The following is a 21,959-nucleotide window of genomic DNA, read 5'->3' on the forward strand; positions in this document are numbered from 1 at the left end:
TTTATACATCCCTATGCAATCCCATGCTTTTCTAATAAGTAGAAAAAATAGCTATCCGCCCCTGTCAGCTGATTTAATTCCTCATTCATAATTTCTAACCCTTGTTCGATGCAGCTGACAATGAGTTTATCTAACAATTCATCATTAATTTGGGTCTGCACCTTATCAATTAATAAGTGTTTGATCAATACGATATCATCACCTTTCGCGATAACAGATACTGGAATCTCGATATTCGCCATCTCCCCTTTTTCTCTTTCCTGAATTAGTTCCGATTCCGTCAATCCCTTGGCAAACGCGAGTCTTAACACGTCAGGACGTTCCATTTCGAGTTCTGCCATCACTCTTTGTAAAATTTCAAATCCATTCTTCGATAATTTCATACCAGCCACGGATTTTTCACCTTCTCAAAAAAGTATCCTTCCTCAATTTTCGTATATTGTTCTTCCTCATCAAAGTTTAAAATATAAGATTTTTCAATAAACGGAGCGAGTTCACTATAAAAATCGCTTGTGATCTCTGTATCCGTTGATAAAATGATGACTTGGTCGCTTAGCTTCGTAAAGTAATGTTGTACAAGGTTAGACCGGTGAATGCTGTCCAAGCGTGCTAATGGCGTATCAATGACAAACGGAATCTGGCTTCCCGATACTTTCGTCAACGCCCAAATCATCGCCAAAGCAATCAACTGCTTCTCGCCCTCGGACCTTGACATTAAATCAACTTCGTGGCCTTCTTTGTTATAAATGGTCAACGTGAATTTTTCAGGATGGAACTTCACTTCGCCAAATTCACTTTTCCGGAACATTTGCTCCATAATCGATTCTACCTGGAGTTTTAATTGTTTGGCTTTCAACAACGTCACTTGGTCGATAAACTCTTGTGTTGCGCTACGGAGCTTGTTTAACAACTGGATTTTTTGCTCGACCGGCCCGAGTTCATCCCTTAGCTTTTGCTTTTCTGTAATTTCACGTTGAAGCTTTGTATGTTCGTCACGCAACCGGCGAATGACTGAAAACACATGTTTCTTTTTTTGCCGCAACTCCCCAAGTTGCTGATGGTATTCCTTAATTTGCTCATCAAGTTCGGTTGTATCCACCGCATCAGGAGCCTCATCAAATTGAGCTCTATACTTTTCCAACATATCCTCCGCCTTTTTCATTTCCTCGAGAACCGTGCGAATGTTCTGCGTTTTCGCTTCAGGGTACTGCAATAAAAAGTGATAATCCTTATTTGATAAATCATGAATAACTTTTACATCTTCTTTAAGGAGCGTCCGTTGAATGTTATTTAACTGCGCCCAAATGTCCTTTCCTTTCGCTTTTAATTGGTTTTTTTGATTTTTTAAGAGAGGTGGAAAAACACTCACTTCCAGAAGTTTCTCAATAAACTGCTCGTATGGCGCAAACTGCATTTTTTCTTTATATTTCGCATCTAAATATTCCCGTTCTTTTCTTATGTTTTGTTTTAGTTGGCGAATTGCCGGAAGCAAGACCAATTGATACAGTTCTTTCTCTTTAAACTTTTTCAAAAAGGCCCGATATTGATTGACCTTTTCTTCATATTCGCCGATCCATCGGCTCAATTCTTGCTTTGTCGCGCTCGATTGCGCAATAAGCTGCCGCCGCTCACGCTCAAGCTGCCTTACTTGATCGGACAGCACAGCTAACTGTTCATCGATCTTAGTTTCTTCATCTTTGTATTTATCAAGCTTGTCACTTATTTCATCAGCGCGGTCAAGAATCGCCTCAATGTCGCTATCTTTCACTTGTTTCTTTAGATCCCTTGCTAACTCCCTAGATATGTAATCCAAATCCTTTAATAATTGATTGTAAAGCTCCAAAGAAACGACTTTTTGAATGGCGCGGATCGTCTCTGTGCTGTCTTGTTCGCCGACTAAATCGCGAATTTTTTCCGCGTCAAAGATGAAAAATTGTGATACATCCATTGGGATGCGTTGGTCAATAAACTCGTAAAATGCTTGCTCTGTCGTGGCAATTTCCCTCACTTTCTGCATCTCTTCATTTAATTGATAGATGCGACGTGTTTCCTTAAGATCACGATGGTCAAACACTACCTCAATGGCATAGCTCCCCGTATGATCGGTGAAAGCAAGTTCAACGGCTCCTTCGTTTCCTCCCTCGGCAAGATGCTTTTTGTTTACTGCATTTCGAAGCAATTCCTCATACTCTTTAGCCTTGAATTTGCGGCGGCCATAAAAACAAATAAAGATTGCATTAATTAATGACGTTTTTCCGTGGCCGTTTAATCCTCCAATTAATATAATATTTTTCTTGTATACCGAAGACGGCTCTTTTTTCCGGTCGCGAAAATGAAGAATCTGCTCCCCATAATAAGGGCGATAGTTTTTAAATTTTATATACTCAAAAATCATGACCCTCTCTCCTTACCTCATTTCGTCCATTCGTCAATTTTACGCTTAATATCCTTATAGATACCACTTCTTGTGTACATATTTCTATCCGCATATTCTTTCTCAATAAGAAACAGCTGTTTAAGATAGGAAGGATGGACACCATGTTTTTGGCATATAGATTCCAGAAGTTTTTCATCATCCTTATGCATTGCTGTTCCCCCCTTTTTATACCTTTTGACTTAAATTAGTGTCTTTTGTTCCACAAAAATATACAATTGATGGGATCCATAGCTACAAAAACTGCTTTATAATATAGGTTGATAATTCCTATTTTCATATTATACTATATCTTTTAGAAAATATATACAGGTGGGATGAACTTGGAAATACTTTGTACTCCTTATACAGACGACGTAGACAAATGGCTTAATAAAAATATTAGTTTCTACAGTCAAAAAAAAATACTCCATATTGTACCAACCCTTATTTTGTATCGAAAGAGATTGCAAAGTTACAGAAATCAACACAAAGAGTTATTTCAAAATAATGAAACTGATTTTCGAACAGCAGCTAAAACATTAGAACAAAAAGGAATTTTCCTTTATGAAATGGACCGTTTCCTGCTAAAATTAATCAAAACTGGACCATATACCGTTTTGTCCAAACGAGAATCTGCAGTAATAATTGGGCGGGTTTTAGAAAGTCATTCATTCTCTAATAATATTGCTTGGAAAGCATCATTACAAGATATCTCTGAGTGCTTCATTACACTTTCGCAAAGCGGCCTATCCCTAGAGGAAATTCGCGCTCTTGATGCTACACAGTCGTGGAGACTCGTTTGCGACTTGTATGAAAATTATTTAGCAGAGCTTTCACAACAAGGTGTACTTGACTACGGACAGGCGTGTGTACGGCTTCTTCAAGAATACGACTTTGAAAGTTTTGACATGCTTTTGCTTGATGGTGCCTTCTTGCCCATATTGCCAAAACATCAAATGCTCATCAACCGTTTTCAAAAACTGGATAAAAAAATTATTTGCTTTATTCCTATCGACCTGGACTTTCCGAACAACCCTGCGTTCGAAGCAGTTAAAACAACCTATGTGAACTTCGCACCTATGGCAGAGTGGAAATCGATAAAATCACAACAAATTGCCCATAGTACTGTCCGGCGGCTGGCGCAGTCCATTTTTCACTCCAAAGTTAATGAGATTAGCGACCGTTCAGTAACAGTATTGCGTTTCATTTCCGAAGAAGAAGAACTCGACTATATTGTTGAACGTGCGGGCAAACTGATCGAACAAGGAGCAGCAAAACCTCATGAAATTGCCTTAATTACACCGAATCCAATGGAGCTACGACCGACGGTTCGAGAACTTGCCGAAATCTATGGAATTGCGATGGAAGTTCCTGAACGTTCATTGATTCATCTTCCTCATGGAAGAGCCGTTTTTAATTTGCTCAAAATCCATACCGATGACCGTATCGGAGTGCTAGAACTCCCTCATTTTATAGATATAAACATGGTTCTTGAACTCATTGAAGGTGATTTAATACAGATCCCTGATAAAGCTGTGTTTCAGTGCATCGTCGATCTGCAGGCCTTTTTCGAGGACTGTAAAACATTTACGGATTGGTTCAACAAAATCGACGAACTAATTGCAGCGAAGGATCAAATAAATGATGATTATACATCTCACCCATTATATTACATTGGCAAGGACACATTAATTAACGTAAAAAATATAATTGAAATCATTGCAGCGATCAGTTCCGATTTAATGTCCGCATCGGATATGACGTTTACAGAACATCTTGACCATATTGTTCGTTACTTTGAAGAATCACCTTATACAAATGAAATAGAGGAGGAAATCAAAGAGCGGCTTGCAGAAATTGTGGAAGAATTGACTCTTCATAACCATCTTGCAATTACTCGTTCCGAATTTGCAAGACGCATTTATGCGGTTTTGAATGACAAGCAACATGAAAAAGAGAATGATAAAAGAAAAGTACGACTGAGCAAAGTTTTGGTCACCGGACCAAACAACGTAGAGTACCAAAAATACGAATATGTTTTTATTACCCGATTCAACCAGCATATGTATCCAGAACGGATTGCTTATACATGGCCGATGTCGGCGGATATTGAGCGAAAAATTTTAAACGCCGCCACTGTACAAAAGTTTTCGAATGAAATTTCCTTGTTGCGTTATTATGCAGACCGCTCAGTATATTATATCTATACTGCTCTACAAGCAGCGAAAAAGTCTGTTTTTATTTGCTATTCGCGGTTTGAGGACGGAATTAAATTATCCCCGTCTCATTACTTATATGACATAGCTAAAGCACTCGGAATTGGGGAAACAGACGACGACGACCTGTCATCCATTGAAAACCTATTAGAAAAAGAAGGTCTGCTATTTGACGCCGGCAGACTTTCCGATGCTCAGGCTTTGCCATTCTATGAACAAAACCTGCCGCCTTTGTCTAAGGATAAAATCATCACGATTGAAGATGTTGCAGTTTACCAACTCTGTCCAAGGCGATTTTACTACGAAAAAAACTTGGAGCATGAATACGTATATTCATCCGCCTTCCACCTTCAAAACTATGCAGCTTCTTTTTTGTATGAGAAGGCTGTTGTTTTATTAGTAAATCAGTTTCCTGAAGTCTCCAAGGAAAATATGCATACAATTACGCATGCCTTGCCTAATATTATTGCTCATGCAGAGAAAGAACTAAAAACTGTTTTTCCAATGGCGCAGCGTTATTGGGAAGATGTAAAAATGCGTGTTCATTTCCATCTGCAAGGATTGCTTAACCAAATATTATCAAACTCGGATTATAACCGGGCATCATTATCCATTACAAAACAAAGACAAGAAGCGAAAATTAAAGGATATACATTTGTCGGCGAGCGTCAATTGCGCGTTTCCTATCCAACAATCACTCATTATTACTCTATTACCAATATGAGGAAGATATTATCATTCTCTGCAAATGAAACGAGGGATGAACAGCAAAAGCTCGATCAAGTTAAAAAGGATTACTTTGATTTGCTTAGCAGGTTTTGCCGAAAAGAACGCGCGGCAGAACAATCATTATCCTATTACGCACAACAAATCGAATCAGGCCACTTTTCTAAAAAAGCTGGAGCGCACTGCCGCTACTGCGCTTTTGAAAATGCCTGTAAAGAAAAGGGAGTAGGCTGAGACATGAATCTGACAGAAGAACAGCAAGCAGTGATTGATGCAAACAGCCGAAAAATTCTAGTTAAAGCCGGTGCTGGAACTGGGAAGACAGAAGTATTGACTCGGCGAATTGTTCGGTTAATCGAGGAAGACCCATCTTTATCCATCACGGAGATGGCGATCATTACGTTTACGAATAAAGCAACAGAAGAATTGCAAGCACGATTAAAAAATCGCCTTTATGCTAAATGGAGCAGTTGTTCATCAGAAAGCGAGCGGAAGCGGTTTCGATACGAACTTGAACTGCTCAACTCTTCCCAAATTTCGACCATTCATAAGTTTTGCAAGAACATTTTAAGTGAAGCAGGGCCTTATTATTTAGATGATGTACTGTTTAATCCAAACTTCCATATAAAAAATGATTCACATAAACAGGCAATTACTGAAGTCATCGAAGTTTGGATTCAAGAAAAAAGAGCCAATAACGAGCCTGTAGAACATCTAAACATTATGCCTGTCCATAAGTTAAAAGATATACTTTCGACGTCATATGAATTGCTCCGTACGAAAGGCTTGGACATTGAAACGGTGCTGACTCGTACGAAACGCTATTCATCGTTGGAAGAGCGGACAGCAAGGAGATTAAAAATAGAGCTGGTTGAATTGCTAAAACGCATTCATGAACACCATTATTTGCTTAAATATAACTCGTTAGACGTCGATGATCTTCTTGAGTACTGCTATAAAATACTCAAAAACGATTATGGTTTATTGCGGAAAATCCAGCAAAAGTACAGATACATCTTTATTGATGAATTTCAAGATACGTCGCTATACCAAGCGGAAATGGTAAAATTAATTTGCGATGGATCCGACGATGCCCCTGCCTTATTTCTCGTCGGCGATTTGAAACAATCGATCTATGAGTTTCGTGGGGCTGATACCGACTCATACTCGAAAATTGAGGAATGGATTGCCAAGGACGGCATGGTGCTGACATTATCAACAAACTGGCGCTCCAATCCGTCGCTAGTAATGTTTGTCAACACCGTCTTTGACCGCATTAAGAAAAAAGAAAGCGGTAATTATACTTTTTACCAGGAACCGCTAAAACCAAAAGAAGAGGGGGCCCATATAAGCTTTAGCGAAATATCGGAATGGATTCTATGCAATCCGACGGAATCGCAGGCGAAAAAAGTAGCTGAGTGGCTGAAGAAAAAATTAAGCAACGACGATCCTAGCCGTTATTGTCTGTTATTTCGAAAGAACTTTGAGATTAAAGCATTTGAGAAAGAGTTTACAAATCAAAAAATTCCTTTCAAGGTGATTGGAAGCGGAGACTTTTACAACTGCCGGGAAATCATCGATGCCCTGAAGCTGCTCCAATATCTATACATGCCGACAATGAGCAAATACGCTTTTGAGGCATTGGGTACTATTTTTATTAATTATGATCGCAGTAAACTCGACGAACTTTATAGAAATATAAAGCCGTTAATCCCAAAATTCACACCAGCGCAAATATTAGACTATATTTATAAATTTACCCTTGCCCATAAAGCATATCCAAAACAAGCTTATGCCAATCTCGTAAAATTAAAACAGCTTGCAAGAGATTTAGGTTTCAATGAACACATTACCTTAGGGCAGTTCATCCAATGGCTCTCAGCTATGATTCAGGCGGAGAAAGATGAACCGCAGGCAGATGTTTTGGATGTTGATTCCGATGACCGGTATGTAACAATGATGACGATTCATAAGGCTAAGGGGCTCGAGTTTCCGATTGTGATCCTTCCAAATTTGGATCAAAGCATTAGCCAGCGGGCGCTAAATCCTGAAATTTTATATCATCGTCATCAAATGACACTCGAATTTTGTTATGAAAAATATTATTCAACAGGTACAAAAATTGTTTCAAAAAACTATGAGGAAGCTGTAAACTTAAATCAATATTCAATTTATTCGGAGGAACTGCGAGTGTTATACGTTGCCTTAACACGAGCCAAGGAAAAACTTGTACTCGTTGGCTCTGCGAACTGTCCAGAAAGCAAAATTTGCTATCAAAATTGGCTAAAAATCGATTAGCGTTGCGCTAATCGATTTTTTAGCTTCTTCGTCAGCCATGATGGCTTATTCGCCGTTAACATGATAGGACCGTTGTAGATCTTTCCCTCTATAATCGGTCTCAGCTGTCGTTCATAAACAGCAGTTGAACGAATAGAGTTAATATCGACAATAAAGAGATAGTCCGTACTCCTACAATAGTCGCTTAACTGTTCCAACTCAAAAAGCTTCAGTGTCAGCCCTCTTTTTGCCAAAAGCCCTCTGCTTTTTAATAAATCACTAATAAACTCCTTTACTGTTCCTCTTCTCAAGAAGCGATTTAACGGATAGGCAATCGTTATGTTTCTTGCTGCTCCCGTTTGGCAAAGATGATGGACTCGATCAACAACATAATAAAATTCATCAACATAATGTTCAAAAGAAATCAATTGAACATTCAATATTTCTTTTCGTTCCTTCTCCTCTTTTCCCGTTTGTTGTTCCTCTTCCAATGATCTATCTACTTGTCCAGAATAATTAACTTTAATCACTGGATAAATAACTTGTTTTACAATGCGGGCTTCTTCTCGTGAAAGACTGTTAATGGTGAAGAGTTTTTCCATTATGCCGTTGATTTTTTCGTTAAAGACATGACTGTCCTCAAGATCTTCCATACAGAACAATTGTCCTAGCGGAATCACCTGATCAATGCACAAGTTGATAATATCAGACGCTGTCAAATCTACAAAAACACATCCTACAGCGACTGGAAACTTCAATTTCCCTTGAAAGTTTCCTGCTTGTTCCACTAATTCCTTGTGTTTGCTTAGTAGATTTATTAACTCATTTCGATACTCAATTGCTTGACTAAACGGGTTTTTTATACTGACCTCCTTCCCCTGGCTGTATATTTTCCAGTAATCCTTTCTAATTTCCAGAATCGTCTGAGTAGTATAATCCTTTACCTCTAGTATAAGAATGCCGTAATATTCGTGAAAAAGTATAAAATCTGGATATTTCCCGTTAATTACAGGTTCATAATACACTGTCCATAAATCGTCCAGGTTTGCTTTTAAAGCATTAAATAGCTTCTCTTCTCCTCTTGTTTTAAATGTCGGACATTCTGGAATAATATACGCCATTTTCTTTTCCCTCTCTCAAACATGCCATTCGTCACAGAAATTTTATTGAATTTTCTCATGCATTTATTATACCGCTTCTCTGTTTTTAAACAAAACATCATTGTCTCTTCCTCAAAATTCAGCGTTTGTGTCCTTAATCCAATCAAAATTCCCATACACCCACATACTCCCCCCTCTTTCATCCCATACTAAGAAAAATCGACATAATTCGCGCTTGGGGCTATGATGGAACACTCGATCCTTTGGCTGCTTGCTGCGGTGGGCATCGGTTTGCTGGGGCTCAGCTTCCGCTTTCTTTCACCAAGGGAAGTATGGCTTTCGTTTTTGCTGAATGCGTATATTTCCAGTTTGGCAGGCCTGATCGTCAGCGGGGCGGGAATGCTTGCCTATCCGGTGCGGCTGTTTCCAGATTATACGAACGACAGCGTGATCTTTGAATACTTGCTTTACCCTGTTGTCAGTGTGTACGTTTACGGGACATCGCGCCGCTCGGGCTGGAAGGGGATATGGATGCAGTGCGCCGCTTATACAGGGGGGATGACGGCGGTCGAGATCCTGTTGGAGCGGCACACCGACCTGATCGAATACCATACGTGGAAGTGGGGATATTCATTCGTCTCGATGTTTGTCGTGACGCTCGCGGTTCGGGTGATGGCGGGACGGCTGCTGAAAGAAAACGGGTGAGCTGGCATGTCTATTTCTCCTAGTTGGCGCTATACATATAGTATAGTTGTCCAAAAGGAGGCGAATAGGATGGTGCTGTTTGACATCAAACACCGCCTGTATTATGAAGCCATCAATTCCGTGCGCCCGAAAATGGCGCCGATCCGCCAAGACCGGGCTTGGGGGTATGTATGGAAGACTGTGAACGGCGAGCGGGTGAAGTTTTGGATCGATTTCCAGCGCGGACAGTATCTCTATTTTGAATATGGGCGAAAATGGTATCGAGTGAAGTATTTGCAGGCGGACGGGCGGAAATCAGGAGAAGACATATTGAACGGGGCGATGATTGATTTGACGGTGGATGGTCACCAGCTTCTGCTGCTGAAGGGGCGCATCCGCAGCCAGACAGCGCACGCTATGTAAAAGCGGTTGCCCCCCGAGCCATCCTACATGAACAGCCGACAGACGCGCTTGCGCACACGCCTGATTCCACTCCCGGTGAACTGTGCTATCCCCATTGGCCGCATAGGCTGGGCAACAGTGTGCCCTAACAGGAGAGGGTGAAGACATGGATCGATTCCATTTATGGGCGTTGTTGGTTCTAGGGCTCATCCTACTGGCTTTCAGTTTGCGCAAACCGCCCATTAAAGACGTGATTCTCGTGTTTTTATTGAAAGCTTATTTTTCCACCTTTTTCGGTGTCATTGTGGTCGAAAAGCATTTGCTCGACTATCCCGTGAGGTTTTTGGGGCAATACTTCGACACGAGCATCTTGTTTGAATACTTTCTGTATCCGATCATGTGCGTGTATTTTTATCGAACGTCGTACCATTCGAGCTTTTTCGGCATTGTCGGACAATGCGCCTTGTATACAGCCGCTTTGACGTTCATAGAAGTTCTTTATGAAAAGTATACAAATTTGATCACGTACCATACGTGGACATGGATGCATTCGTTTGTCACGATCTTTCTTCTGTCGTTTTTCGTTCGGATGCTGATGAAGTGGATCAACCGCTGGGAAGAGTCCGTCCGCTGGCGTTCATGACCGCTTCGTCACAGAAGCGCCCGAACGGACAAGAGACAACGTTGGCTTTCCAAAAGAAACTGTTTGCGGCCGAACGAATGTCCGCATGAAGCCCCTATGTCGAAAACGTGAGATCTCTTGGCGGCAGATGTCAAAGCAAGCATACAGGCGGCAAAGAGCCCCTCGCTCCTTGCCGCCTTCTTTTTATGCCCACCACATCTCCGGCAGTTCTTCTTTGAACAACACCTTTTTCAAGAGGGCGACGGCCTTTGACAGCCCTTCATCGATCGAAGCGAGCATATCTTCGTGTTCGATTGACAGCACGTAGTCGTAGCCGACGGCGCGCAGGGCGCTGACGATGTCGCGCCACATTTTTTCGCTTTGCCCGTAGCCGACGGTGCGGAACACCCATGAGCGATCGAGAATTTGGCTGTAATGTTTCGTATCGAGCACGCCGTTTTTGCGGATGTTCGCTTCGTCTAAGTACGTGTCTTTCGCATGGACGTGGAAAATCGCTTTTTCGCGGCCGAGCAGTTTGATCGCCTCAACCGGGTCGATGCCTTGCCAAAGCAAGTGGCTCGGGTCAAAGTTGGCGCCGATCGCTTCACCGACGTGTTCGCGCAGTTTGAGGAGCGTTTCCGGGTTGTAGACGACGAAGCCCGGATGCATTTCAAAGGCGATTTGCGTGATGCCGTGCTCCTTGGCGAACGCTGCTTCTTCGCGCCAGTACGGGATGACGACTTCTTCCCATTGCCATTTTAAAATTTCCAAGTAATCCGGCGGCCAAGAGCACGTGACCCAGTTTGGGTATTTGGCGCCGGGATGGTCGCCCGGGCAGCCGGAGAAGGCGTTGATGACCGGGACTTCAAGCTGCTCAGCGAGCCTGACCGTTTTCCTCCATGTATCATGCGACTGTTTCGCGAACGCTTTGTCCGGATGAAGCGGGTTGCCATGGCAGCTTAAGGCGCTGATCACAAGGCCGCGGTCGGCGGCGGCTTTTTTCAGAGCTTTGATTTTTTCCGGCTGGTCCAAAAGTACATCAGGATCGCAATGGGCGTTGCCCGGGTAATTGCCGGTGCCAAGCTCGACGGCCTCAATGCCCATGGCGGCGACTTTGTCGAGCATGTCTTCCAACGGCAGCTGTTGATACAAGACGGTAAATACGCCTACTTTCATCTCGTTCTTCTCCCCTTTCTAGCGGTGTGAAGCCGGCCGGTCGGCGGCCGGCTCCGCCGTGTCGTTTTGTTTTGGCGCGCCGTTCGCGCCCGTGCTGGCCGCGCTGACGCCGCTTATTCCGCCACCCGCACCCACCGTTTGGTGCGATGGCTTTCCAAAATGGCGTCGACGATCGTCATCGTATGGTGGCCGTCAGCGATCGTCGCAAACGGCAGTTCCCCGAGCGCCTCGCCGCGTTGTTTCCGGATGATGGCGCAGTAAAAATCACGGAACAAATTTTTCAGCCCGTCCGGCCAGCCTTCCTCATGGCCGCCTGGATAATGGGCGTAAGCGGCGGCTTGCGGCGACAAGAGTGCTGGGTCGCGGACGATTTCTTCGTTCGGGCCGTTGCGGCGCCCGACCCAGAGGCGGTTCGGGTGCTCTTGGTCCCAGGCGAGCGTCATCTCATCGGCGGCGATTTCAAAATAGAGCCGGTTTTTCCGGCCAGCGCTCACTTGGGAAATCGTAAACGCCCCATGGGTGCCGTCGTCAAAATGAACGAGCACGCTGCCGCCGTCTTCGGTGTCAATCTGGACTGGCTCCGCGTCTTGGTTGTGGCCGGATGTAAACGTGCTCCCTTCCTGTTTCGGCTTGTAGCGAACCGGATGGACGGTGCGCAAGTCGGCGAACACTTCGACGATGCGTTTTCCGAGCACGTATTGCACTGTGTCGCACCAGTGCGAACCGATGTCGGCGATGGCGCGCGACGGGCCGTTTTGCGCCGGCTCAAGCCGCCAGTTGTAGTCGGTGTCATACAAGAGCCAGTCTTGCACATAGCCGCCGTACACGAAATGGACGCGCTTCGCCTCACGGGCAAGCCGCTCTTTCGCCTCGACAACGAGCGGGTAGTGGCGGTAGTTGAAGCAGACCGCGCTAAGGCTTTCGCTTTGTTCAGCGAGCCGCTTCAATTCCGCCGACTGTTCGCTGTCCATGGCGAGCGGCTTTTCCGACAATAAATGTTTTCCCGCCTCAAGCACCGCCTTGTTGATGGGAAAATGCGAAACGTTGCGCGTGCAGTTGTGAACGGCTTCGACGTCCGGGTCGTCAATTAAAGCGCGGTAGTCGCCGTATGCTTTCGGAATCCCGAACCGGCGCGCGGCTTCCTCCGCTTTTTCTTGGCTGCTTGAGGCGATGGCGACAATGTTCACCAACGGCAGGCGTCGGAGCGCCTCAATATGGGAAGAAGCGGAAAAGCCCGTGCCGATAATGCCGACGTTGATCGGTTTCACTGCGTCACTCCTCCTTGTTTCGCTTTGATCGGCTCAAGCGGCTTGACGTTGCCGAAGACGATTTCCCCGCGGTTGACCGGCGCGGCCCAGCGGACGGCGTTGGCGATCACTTTCAGCACATCCGGGTGATGGTACGTCGGGTACGTTTCATGGCCAGGGCGGAAGTAGAAAATTTTCCCTTTCCCGCGCGTAAACGTGCAGCCGCTGCGGAACACTTCTCCGCCTTCAAACCAGCTGATGAAAATCGTTTCGTCCGGCTCTGGGATGTCGAAAAACTCGCCGTACATTTCTTCCTGCTCAAGCTCGATGTACGGTCCGATTCCTTCCACGATCGGATGGCCCGGGGCGACGACCCAGAGACGCTCTTTTTCATCGGCTTCGCGCCATTTCAAATTGCATGTCGTCCCCATCAGCTTTTTGAAAATTTTCGAGAAATGGCCGGAATGAAGGACAATGAGCCCCATTCCTTCCAGCACGCGGCGGTGGACGCGTTCGACAACCTCATCTTTCACTTCGTCATGGGCGATATGCCCCCACCAGACGAGGACGTCGCACCGGTCGAGCACCTCGTCGGTCAAGCCGTGCTCCGGTTCGTCCAAGACAGCGGTCGCGGCGTCAAACCCTGCTTCGGCTAGGTAGTTCGCGATGACGGTATGCATTCCTTCCGGATAAATCGCTCTTACCTGTTCATCTTTCTTTTCATGGCGAAATTCGTTCCAGACGACAACGCGGATGGGTGTGGTCATTCATTAATCCCCCTTGGTTCTTTCGGCCTGCCTGTATGCGGCTAGGCCGAGTGTTTTTTGGAATGTTTCCCCATGTTCGCGACTCGTTGGGACGCCAGTGCGATTCATGGAGCGTTTCTCACCATTCGATGCGAACTTGCCGCCCTTGGTTGGACGATTCGTAAATCGCTTCTAACACTTTGGCGATCGTAAGCCCTTGTTCAGCGGTGCAAAGCGGCGGCGTGTTCTCGGCGATGCTCGTCAAGAAATGGTCAAGGAGCGCCACCCGCTCGCTCTGGTCATCAAAATGGAGCGTGACATCGGCCGGAACGCCGTGTTCGTTGCGGAACCATTTCACTTCTTGGCGGTTTCCGGCGATATTCCACTCCCAGCGCACGCCGCCTTCCGTGCCAAGAAACTCGACATATGCCCGCTCTTCTTCAATATGCGACGCCCAGCTCGTCTCAAGCAGCACCGTCGCGTCGTTTTCGAGCTGGATGAACGCCGAGGCGAAATCTTCGACCGTATAGGCGGCATCAGGCGCAAACGATGTTCCCGGCCATGCCCCTTGGCGGCGCGGGCCGAACTTCGCGTACGTTTTCCCCGTCACCGCGACCGGGTTCGGGTTCCCGAGCAGCCAAAGCGTCACATCGAGCATATGGACGCCCAAATCGATGAGCGGGCCGCCGCCGGAGCGTTCGCGGTCAAAAAACCACGCCCCCCATGCGGGAATGCCGCGGCGGCGCACCCAACCCGTTTTCGCGTAATAAATCTCACCGAACGCGCCAGATTGGATTCGCTCATGAAGCCATTGCGCCGCTTGGCGGAAGCGGTTGTTCAGCGCCACCATAAACTGCTTGCCTGATTCGTCTCGGGCGCGGATGATGGCGTCCGCCTCTTCCGCTTTGGTCACCATCGGCTTTTCGCAAAGAACGTGTTTTCCGGCCCGCAAACTGTCGACCGACACTTGGGCGTGCAAAAAGTTCGGCACCGTGATGATGACGGCATCGACATCAGGCGAAGCGAGCAGCTCTTTGTAGTCGCGGTACACGTTGCGGATGCCGTACGTTTTCGCTTTTTCCGCGGCCGCTTGTTCATTGACGTCGCAAATCGCCTGCAAGACGGCGCGCTCCGAAAGGTTTAGCGCCGCCTTGATGTGTTCATTGGAAATCCCTCCGGCTCCGATCAAGCCGAGGCGGATTGGAAGTGTGTTTCCCATGTCCTTTTCCCCCTTGCGCTCATTTGTTTTCTCTGTCCCATATGCTCCACCGATTCGCCGTCCGTTTTCTAAGTGATGTAATCGATTACATCACCGTGCAAAAAAATCCGCCCGTTCCCCCGCACCGAACAGAGAGCGCTGTCAGCCCCTTTGCTCAGAGCGCTCTCCTCCACACGAATCGCGAATGACGAGCCGATCGGGAAGAACAAGCTGACGCCGCCGCGCGCTCGTTCCTTCAATGAGCGCAAGCAGCAATTCCATCGCTTTTTGCCCGATCTCAAACATCGGCTGGGCGATCGTTGTGAGGCTCGGTTCAAAAATCGAGGCCATTTGAATGTCGTCAAATCCGACAACGGCCACATCGTCGGGAACGCGTCCGCCTCGATGGCGAACCGCTTTGATCGCCCCAATCGCCATCTCATCGTTGGCGGCGAAAATCGCGGTCGGCGGCTTCTCAAGAGCGAGCAGCTTCAGCGTCAAATTATATCCGGACTCATAGGTGAAATCACCCTCCTGCACGAGCGCAGCGTCCGCCTCAAGCTCATGCTGGGCCAGCGCCTGTTGGTAGCCGCGCAGCCGATCGCGGCTTAAAATGATGTTCATTGGCCCGGACAGGTGGGCAATGCGGCAATGGCCGAGGCGGATCAAGTGTTCTGTCGCCTTGCGGGCGCTGCTGATGTTGTCGATCGAAACGGTCGGGATGTCCGCCCCTTCCAAATACTCGCACGCCAAGACGATCGGAAACTGCCGCGCCATCTCTTCCACCAGCTCTTTGCCGATGCGGGCGGTCAAAAAAATCATCCCGTCGACTTGCCGCTGCGGCAGCAAATTCAAATACTGCTCCTCAAGCCGGACATCGTTTTGCGTATCGCCAAGCAGCACCTGATAGCCGTGCTTGAGGGCGACCGCTTCAATGCCGCGCAGCACCTTCGAGAAAAACGGATTCGTAATATCGGGCACGACGACGAGCACCGTCTCGGTCTCCATCCGCCGCAAATACCGGCCGAGCACGTTCGGCTGGTAGTTCAGCGCTTCAATGGCTTCGAGCACGCGCTGCCTTGTCTCTTCAGTGACGTTGCCCGCGTTGCGCAGCACGCGCGACACGGTGGCCGTCGATACGTTCGCCCGTTTCGCCACGTCTTTTATGCTTGCCATTCGTTATAGTCCTCTCAGTTATGTAATCGATTACATATTCATCGTATATGAAAGACAGGGCGGTTGTCAAGCGTTGTTTTTTCGATCCGTCTTAGACATGGTTTGCCCCTTTCTCATATAAAGAAATGGATTTTTATCATCCCGCACCGGGAAGACCTCCACTTCCACGCATAAGCGTAAGTATGGGATGAATCGATGCCCCCACCTCCAAGCGCAAGCGCAGGTGGGACAGCGTTCAACACTTCGTCTCTATAAAAGACGTATCACATGATGAATCCAAGCATTGTCCAAGACTAGCGCACCCCCGCTCTTTCGACAAGAACCAAAAGTTCAGGAACATTTGTGGTGCTGGCAGGTCGGTGCTTGGATGACGGGAAGCCAATACAAAACAGAATCTTGGCAAAATGGGGTATACTGAAAGTGAGAAAGTCGAGTTGAAAAAAGAGTTTTTGCGCATGTTGGTGCGATTGGAGCTGGATGAAGCGAGGCAGCGGCTGCTGTTGGGCTTTTTTGAAACATATGTGAAGCTGTCGGAGGAGGAAGAGCAACAACTGCAAAGAGAAGTGAAGGCGATGGAAACGAAAGAAAGAGAGAAAGTGTTGGAGCTGATCATTTCCTATGAGCAAAAGGGAAGGAAAGCGGGATGGGAAGAAGGGATGAAACGTGGGCTTCAACAAGGGATCAAGCAAGGAATGAAACAGGGAATGAAACAGGGAATGAAGCAACTGATCCGTAACATGGCGCGCAAAGGAATGACGGAGAAAGACATTGCTCAGTTGGTGGATCTTCCAGTGGAAGATGTTCGGGCATTGCTTGAAAAGTAGGGAAATCAAAAGCAAGTGGATGGCCCTGGAAAATACCGAAAGAAGACGGTTGGCGGCGACAAGTGGCCAACCGATCGTCGTACGAACAGCATGGCCTAAAGATGCCCGGAGACCGCCGTGTTTGTGAAGCCCGTGACTTTCGAAGATCCAGTGCCTAAAAAAGCCTAACCAACCATCTATGAATCATTGGGAGAGGGGAACTCCATGGAAATTAGAAAACCAAACGATTCGGAATACAAAACGATTTTATCACTCACACCACAAGCATTATTCGATGGCACATTAGGCGAGGCAAAACCGTCAGATGAAAAAGCCAAACAACTGATTGAGCCATTATTGCAGAAAGGGAGCTATTATTTGATCGCAACGGAAGGCAATCATCTCATGGGTTGGATTTTAATCGGAGCAAGCCAAGACCCGCTCACTGAGAAAATATATGGATTTATCTACGAATTGTTTGTGTTAGAAGAATTTAGAGGAAAGGGAATGGCAAGGAAATTAATAGAAGCCGGCATCGAACATTTGAAACAAGATGGATATTCAGAGGTTCGTTTGCGTGTATATGCAGGAAATCAAGCAATGAAACTGTATGAAACACTCGGATTCAAGCACCACACCATTATCATGAGCATGAACGTGTAAGGCAAACATATCCCGCCCACCGTCATCCTTAGCAGGCGGCAAGAAGAAGCGCCTTTGCCCGAACGCAAAGGCGCCCATAGTGGTGTTCAGTCCGATTCATCTAATCAATCGCCTGGCGCGCACGGTCTTGCAGCATTTTCGCCCCAGCGAGTGAAATCAAGCCCATGACGACGATATAGAAGGAGATGGCGGTGGCGCTGCCGTATTTGTGCAACAGCCACGTGCTGATGAGCGGCGCTGGGCCGCCGGCGATGATCGATGCCAACTGGTAGCCGAGCGAAGCGCCGCTGTAGCGCAAGCGCGTCGGGAAGTTTTCCGCGATCATGGCCGCCTGCGGGCCATACAGCATGCCGTGGAGCACCATGGCCACGACCGTCGCCAAGAAGATCAGCCCGACACTTTTCGTATTGACAAGCCAATAATACGGAAACGCCCAAAGCATAAGCAAAATGACGCCTGTCATATAGACGCGCCGCCGCCCCCACCGGTCGGATAAATGGCCGGAATACACAATGGAAAGCGCATTGATAATGGCCGCAATAATCGTCACATTGACGAAAATGCTTTTTTCCATCCCCAAAAATGTCGTCCCATAGCTGACGATAAACGTGACAAAAATGTAGAATGACCCGTTTTCAATCACCCGCGCAAGCGCTGACCATAGAATTTCGCGCGGATGCCTAACCAGCACCTCGCCGACCGGCATCTTGCTCGTTTCTTGTTTTTTCATCGCTTCTTGGAACAGCGGCGATTCGAGCACTTTCAGCCGGATGTACAGCCCGATGGCGATGAGAAGGAAGCTTATGAGAAACGGAACGCGCCATCCCCACGCATAAAAGCTGTCGCCGCCCGCCGCAAGCATCAGCGTCGTCACAAGGGAAGAGGACAACAGCCCGAACGGCACGCCCATTTGCGGCAGGGAAGCCATCAGCCCGCGCCGTTTGCCTTCTTCCCACTCCATCGCAATCAAAATAGCGCCGCCCCATTCCCCGCCGACGCCAATGCCTTGAATGAGACGCAGCGCGGTCACCAGCACCGGCGCCCACAGGCCGATTTGCTCATATGTCGGCATCAGGCCGATCAGCGCGGTCGCCAACCCCATCAGCAACAAAGTGGCCACCAACGTCGCCTTCCGCCCGATGCGGTCGCCGAAATGGCCGAAAATCGCGGCGCCGACCGGCCTGGCGATAAATCCTAAAGCAAAGGTGGTAAAGGATTGCATCAGTGCGACGTACGAATCTCCTTGTGGAAAGAATAATTGTGGAAACACGAGAGCGGCCATCGTCCCGTAAAGGAAGAAATCGTACCATTCAATCGTCGTACCGACCACACTGGAAATCGCCGCCCGCTTTTTTTGGCGTTTCAATTCCGCCGCATCCATCATCGTTACAGCCATTCACAACACCCCTTTCACGCAATCAAAGTGCGCGCATCTCATGGAAACGGAAAAACAAATGGATGATAGCAAAAAAACGAACATAATGTTAGCGCTTCCAAAAACAAACCGTCATGGACTCGTTTCTTTGTCAGACCGTAATGCCGTTCCACAAGCCCGTCATGGAGCTTTCCCTTCCCGCGCAACAAGCACATGCACAACGGCATCGACGACCGTTTCTTCCCGCTGGTTGACGATTCGCTGATGCACCGTGACGAGCCCGGCTTCCTCGCCCCGTTCCGTCAAACGCTTCACTTCCGATTCCACGTAAATCGTATCACCGATCTTGACGGGACGAACGAAACGAAGTGAATCGATGCCATAAAACGCCAGGACCACTCCCGGCTCCATCATCCACAGCCCCGTCGCCGCCGACAGCGTCAACATCCCATGGGCGATGCGCTCGCCAAATGGCGTCCGCTTGGCGTATTCCCCATCCATGTGCAGCGGATAAAAATCTCCGGAAACGCCGGCAAACTGCACAATATCAGCTTCGGTGATCGTTCGCCCGCGCGAACGGTGGCGCTCGCCAAGCGCATACTGTTCAAACGGACGGTCAAATCGCACGCCTTCCCCTCCCCTTGATTGGTGCAAAAAAGAGTAAAAACAAATTCCACCCCCTTTCACGGCTGCCACCGTCCATTTTGTTAATATTCTGAATATTAATCATATCATCTTTGGCCTTTACACATCCCTCCCCGTTAGCCGTCTGTCATTAACATATGAACGGAGTGGAGCGGATAGAACTGCTCCTCCTCTGTTTCGTGTTTCAAAATGGGCATTACCCCAAAAAACAAAAGGATGCTCGCTTGGCATCCTTTTTCACGTTCGTTCCTTATTCTTTTACCGAGCCGGACGTGAGCCCAGAGACGATGCGGCGCTGGAACAACAGCACCATGATGACGAGCGGGATCGTCACAATCACGGTGGCCGCGGAAATTTCGCCCCACGGGATCGTATACTGGCCTTGGAACATGGCAATGCCGACCGGAACGGTTTTGTATTTTTCCGCCGTATTGATCGTCAAGGCAAATAAAAATTCGTTCCATGCGGCAATGAAGACGAGAATGGACGTCGTAAACACCCCTGGCACAGCGAGCGGCAAAATGATTTTAAAATACGTCTGCATCGGCGTCGCCCCGTCCATTTTCGCCGCTTCTTCCAAATCAAACGGAATCTTGCGGAAAAAGGTGACCAACAGCCAAATCGACAACGGCAAGGCAAACGTCGTATACGGAATGATCAATCCCAAGTAGCTGTTCGTCAACCCGAATTTTTTCACAAACATGTAAATCGGAGAAATGGTGGCAATTTGCGGAAACATGGATACAGCCAACACCAAGCCGAGAATGACCGTCTTGCCTTTAAATTCAAGGCGCGCAATCGCATAAGCCGCAAACGCGGCGACAAAGACCGTATACACCGTCGTAATGGTCGCCACGACCGTGCTGTTCCATAAATAGCGCAAAAACGGGTAATTGACAAAGACCGACACATAGGATTTTAAGGTCGGATGGCTCGTAAACCAATCGAACGCTTTGTCGCCAAACAATTCGCTAAGCGGCTTAATGGAACTGAGCAAAACCCATAAAAACGGAAACATCACAAAGAACACAAACAGGGCCAAAAACACGTAAAAGAACGGACCGGCTTTTTTTTGCATCGTCTCACCCCTTCGTTATCGTTTGACGCTGGAGCCATCAGACAACAAATCTTTCCCAAGCCAGCGAATATAGATCATGGAAATCACCGCCACGCAGAGAAACACGATGACAGCGAGCGCCGATCCCGCACCGAAATTCGTCTGCGAGAACATGACTTTATACGCTAAAATGGAAATCGTTTCCGTCGAGTTCGCCGGCCCTCCGCCGGTTAAGACATAAATCAAGTCGAACACGCGGAACGCATCGAGCGTGCGGAACAACAACGCGACTAAAATGCTTGATTTTAACAGCGGCAGCGTGATTTTTGTGAATTGCTGCCATTTGGTGGCTCCGTCGATGGAAGCGGCCTCATACAACGAACTCGGGATCGTTTGCAGCCCGGCCAGCAGCAAGAGCGCCATATAGGGGGTTGTCTTCCATACATCGGCAAAAATGACCGCAAACATCGCCCCCGCTTCCGTCGTCAACAAATCCCCCATCCGGTCGACAAGGCCGACCGTTTCGAAATATTTGGCGACAATGCCGTTTTGTCCATCGTATAAAAATTTCCACATAAGCGCGGATACGGCGGTAGGAATCGCCCACGGAATCAAAATCGTCGCCCGCACAAGCCCGCGGCCAAAAAAGGCCTTATTGATGAGCAACGCAATTCCGAGCCCTAACACCAGCTCAATGGCGACCGACACCACCGTAAAGAACGTCGTATTCCATAACGCTTTCCATAAGCGCATGTCGCTGAAGCTGTCCTTATAATGCTTGAGGCCGACAAAGTTCGGCTCGATCACGACCCCTTCGAGCCCTTCGGCCAAGCCGACGACTTTATCCGCCTGCTGCAGTTCGCCCGCTTTTTTCATCTCTTTGAGCGTCTTTACGACATCATGAACCGTGTCGGTCAGCCGCTCGGCCGTCTGTTTGTCCAGCTCGGCGATCTTCAGCTCATCGCTTGGCGTCTCGAAATTGTCGAGCACTTCGTTCACTTTGTCATATTGCTCCGCCACTTGATCGTTGGAACGGATCGCCGCGTCCAGTTTCGCGAGTTTTTGTTCGATTTGCGCCAACGTTTGTTTCGTTTGTCCATCCGCAGCCGCCATTTCCTGCTTAAGAGCGCTTTTGAGGAACGGATAGTTTTGTAGATATCCTTCCAGATCGAGGCTGTAACTCCAGTGAATCGACGATTTGGTCGGGTCGTTGAGCCGATAGTCGAACAAGCTGTAATAAAAGGACTGAATGACAGGCCAAATGGCAATCGCCAAAATGAGCAGCATGGCCGGCGCGACAAGCGAATAGCCTAATAGGCGCTCCATTCGCTTTTCATTCCTCATCGCTGTTCTCTCCCTTCTGCTTAGAAAAGGATATTAGCCTTCAGCACCGGGCAGATGGCGGACTGAAGGCTAATGAACCGAAAGTG

The 21,959-nt window shown here is 47.6% G+C and carries 19 protein-coding genes and 1 pseudogene; 7 read left to right on the top strand and 13 right to left on the bottom strand.

Annotated features, from left to right (window positions below):
• Nucleotides 1–11: 11 nt before the first annotated feature.
• Genes GT3570_RS09980 through GT3570_RS18735 form a run of 3 tightly spaced genes read right to left on the bottom strand, consistent with a single transcriptional unit; the run spans nt 12 to nt 2,586 of the window.
• A complete protein-coding gene (locus GT3570_RS09980) occupies nt 12–383 on the bottom strand; it encodes a hypothetical protein (RefSeq protein ID WP_318258101.1) in 372 nt (123 codons plus the stop codon).
• Nucleotides 380–2,395: a DNA sulfur modification protein DndD gene (gene dndD / locus GT3570_RS09985; RefSeq protein ID WP_062898732.1), complete on the bottom strand. Its 2,016-nt coding sequence runs from the start codon at nt 2,393–2,395 to the stop codon at nt 380–382. Before dndD ends, GT3570_RS09980 begins: the two co-directional genes overlap by 4 nt.
• A 17-nt stretch (nt 2,396–2,412) precedes the next feature.
• Nucleotides 2,413–2,586, bottom strand: a complete 174-nt coding sequence (locus GT3570_RS18735; RefSeq protein ID WP_167337621.1) for a DNA modification system-associated small protein — start codon at nt 2,584–2,586, stop codon at nt 2,413–2,415.
• A 165-nt stretch (nt 2,587–2,751) separates the two neighbouring features.
• On the opposite strand from GT3570_RS18735, the gene GT3570_RS09990 reads away from it, so the two are divergent.
• Nucleotides 2,752–5,592: a PD-(D/E)XK nuclease family protein gene (locus GT3570_RS09990; RefSeq protein ID WP_318258033.1), complete on the top strand. Its 2,841-nt coding sequence runs from the start codon at nt 2,752–2,754 to the stop codon at nt 5,590–5,592.
• 3 nt (nt 5,593–5,595) lie between these two features.
• A complete protein-coding gene (locus GT3570_RS09995) occupies nt 5,596–7,656 on the top strand; it encodes a UvrD-helicase domain-containing protein (protein ID WP_062898734.1) in 2,061 nt (686 codons plus the stop codon).
• Here GT3570_RS09995 and GT3570_RS10000 read toward each other — a convergent pair.
• Nucleotides 7,653–8,756 carry a nuclease-related domain-containing protein gene (locus GT3570_RS10000; RefSeq protein ID WP_044736773.1) on the bottom strand — a complete coding sequence of 368 codons (1,104 nt, stop codon included), beginning with the start codon at nt 8,754–8,756 and terminating at the stop codon, nt 7,653–7,655. The genes GT3570_RS09995 and GT3570_RS10000 overlap by 4 nt on opposite strands.
• Nucleotides 8,757–8,981: 225 nt before the next feature.
• On the opposite strand from GT3570_RS10000, the gene GT3570_RS10005 reads away from it, so the two are divergent.
• From GT3570_RS10005 to GT3570_RS10015, 3 genes are all read left to right on the top strand, one after another.
• Nucleotides 8,982–9,440: a CBO0543 family protein gene (locus GT3570_RS10005; RefSeq protein ID WP_025039170.1), complete on the top strand. Its 459-nt coding sequence runs from the start codon at nt 8,982–8,984 to the stop codon at nt 9,438–9,440.
• Nucleotides 9,441–9,509: 69 nt separating this feature from the next.
• Complete coding sequence (locus GT3570_RS10010; RefSeq protein WP_062898735.1) at nt 9,510–9,842, top strand: hypothetical protein; 333 nt, start codon at nt 9,510–9,512, stop codon at nt 9,840–9,842.
• 145 nt (nt 9,843–9,987) lie between these two features.
• Complete coding sequence (locus tag GT3570_RS10015) at nt 9,988–10,464, top strand: CBO0543 family protein (protein WP_062898736.1); 477 nt, start codon at nt 9,988–9,990, stop codon at nt 10,462–10,464.
• Nucleotides 10,465–10,647: 183 nt separating this feature from the next.
• Here the strand turns inward: GT3570_RS10015 and GT3570_RS10020 are convergent, their stop codons facing one another.
• The 5 genes from GT3570_RS10020 to GT3570_RS10040 all read right to left on the bottom strand — a co-directional run bounded on the left by GT3570_RS10020 (nt 10,648) and on the right by GT3570_RS10040 (nt 15,986).
• Entirely contained in the window at nt 10,648–11,619 is a 972-nt protein-coding gene (locus tag GT3570_RS10020) for a sugar phosphate isomerase/epimerase family protein (protein WP_062898737.1), read from the bottom strand.
• A 113-nt stretch (nt 11,620–11,732) separates the two neighbouring features.
• The gene (locus tag GT3570_RS10025; protein ID WP_062898738.1) at nt 11,733–12,887 is read right to left on the bottom strand and encodes a Gfo/Idh/MocA family protein; all 1,155 of its coding nucleotides are present in this window, start codon (nt 12,885–12,887) and stop codon (nt 11,733–11,735) included.
• Entirely contained in the window at nt 12,884–13,633 is a 750-nt protein-coding gene (locus tag GT3570_RS10030; protein ID WP_011231598.1) for a ThuA domain-containing protein, read from the bottom strand. Before GT3570_RS10030 ends, GT3570_RS10025 begins: the two co-directional genes overlap by 4 nt.
• Before the next feature lie 118 nt (nt 13,634–13,751).
• Nucleotides 13,752–14,831: a Gfo/Idh/MocA family protein gene (locus tag GT3570_RS10035; RefSeq protein ID WP_062898739.1), complete on the bottom strand. Its 1,080-nt coding sequence runs from the start codon at nt 14,829–14,831 to the stop codon at nt 13,752–13,754.
• Nucleotides 14,832–14,972: 141 nt separating this feature from the next.
• Nucleotides 14,973–15,986 (bottom strand): LacI family DNA-binding transcriptional regulator, encoded by a 1,014-nt coding sequence (locus tag GT3570_RS10040; protein ID WP_062898740.1) that lies wholly within the window; start codon nt 15,984–15,986, stop codon nt 14,973–14,975.
• Between the two features lie 395 nt (nt 15,987–16,381).
• Here GT3570_RS10040 and GT3570_RS10045 point away from each other — a divergent pair.
• A pseudogene (locus tag GT3570_RS10045) lies at nt 16,382–16,810 on the top strand (DUF4351 domain-containing protein); the annotation flags it as partial.
• 204 nt (nt 16,811–17,014) lie between these two features.
• Nucleotides 17,015–17,452, top strand: a complete 438-nt coding sequence (locus tag GT3570_RS10050) for a GNAT family N-acetyltransferase (protein WP_062898741.1) — start codon at nt 17,015–17,017, stop codon at nt 17,450–17,452.
• A gap of 100 nt (nt 17,453–17,552) precedes the next feature.
• On the opposite strand, the gene GT3570_RS10055 is transcribed toward GT3570_RS10050, so the two are convergent.
• The 4 genes from GT3570_RS10055 to GT3570_RS10070 form a co-directional block, all read right to left on the bottom strand.
• Nucleotides 17,553–18,848, bottom strand: coding sequence for an MFS transporter (locus tag GT3570_RS10055; protein ID WP_062898742.1), 1,296 nt, complete (start codon nt 18,846–18,848; stop codon nt 17,553–17,555).
• A gap of 159 nt (nt 18,849–19,007) precedes the next feature.
• A complete protein-coding gene (locus GT3570_RS10060; RefSeq protein ID WP_011231605.1) occupies nt 19,008–19,454 on the bottom strand; it encodes a MaoC family dehydratase in 447 nt (148 codons plus the stop codon).
• A gap of 268 nt (nt 19,455–19,722) precedes the next feature.
• Nucleotides 19,723–20,550 (bottom strand): carbohydrate ABC transporter permease, encoded by an 828-nt coding sequence (locus GT3570_RS10065; protein ID WP_011231606.1) that lies wholly within the window; start codon nt 20,548–20,550, stop codon nt 19,723–19,725.
• Between the two features lie 15 nt (nt 20,551–20,565).
• The gene (locus tag GT3570_RS10070) at nt 20,566–21,873 is read right to left on the bottom strand and encodes a carbohydrate ABC transporter permease (RefSeq protein WP_011231607.1); all 1,308 of its coding nucleotides are present in this window, start codon (nt 21,871–21,873) and stop codon (nt 20,566–20,568) included.
• Between the last annotated feature and the right edge of the window lie 86 nt (nt 21,874–21,959).

Origin of the sequence: Geobacillus thermoleovorans (assembly GCF_001610955.1) — a bacterium.
Classification (GTDB): Bacteria; Bacillota; Bacilli; order Bacillales; family Anoxybacillaceae; genus Geobacillus; species Geobacillus thermoleovorans.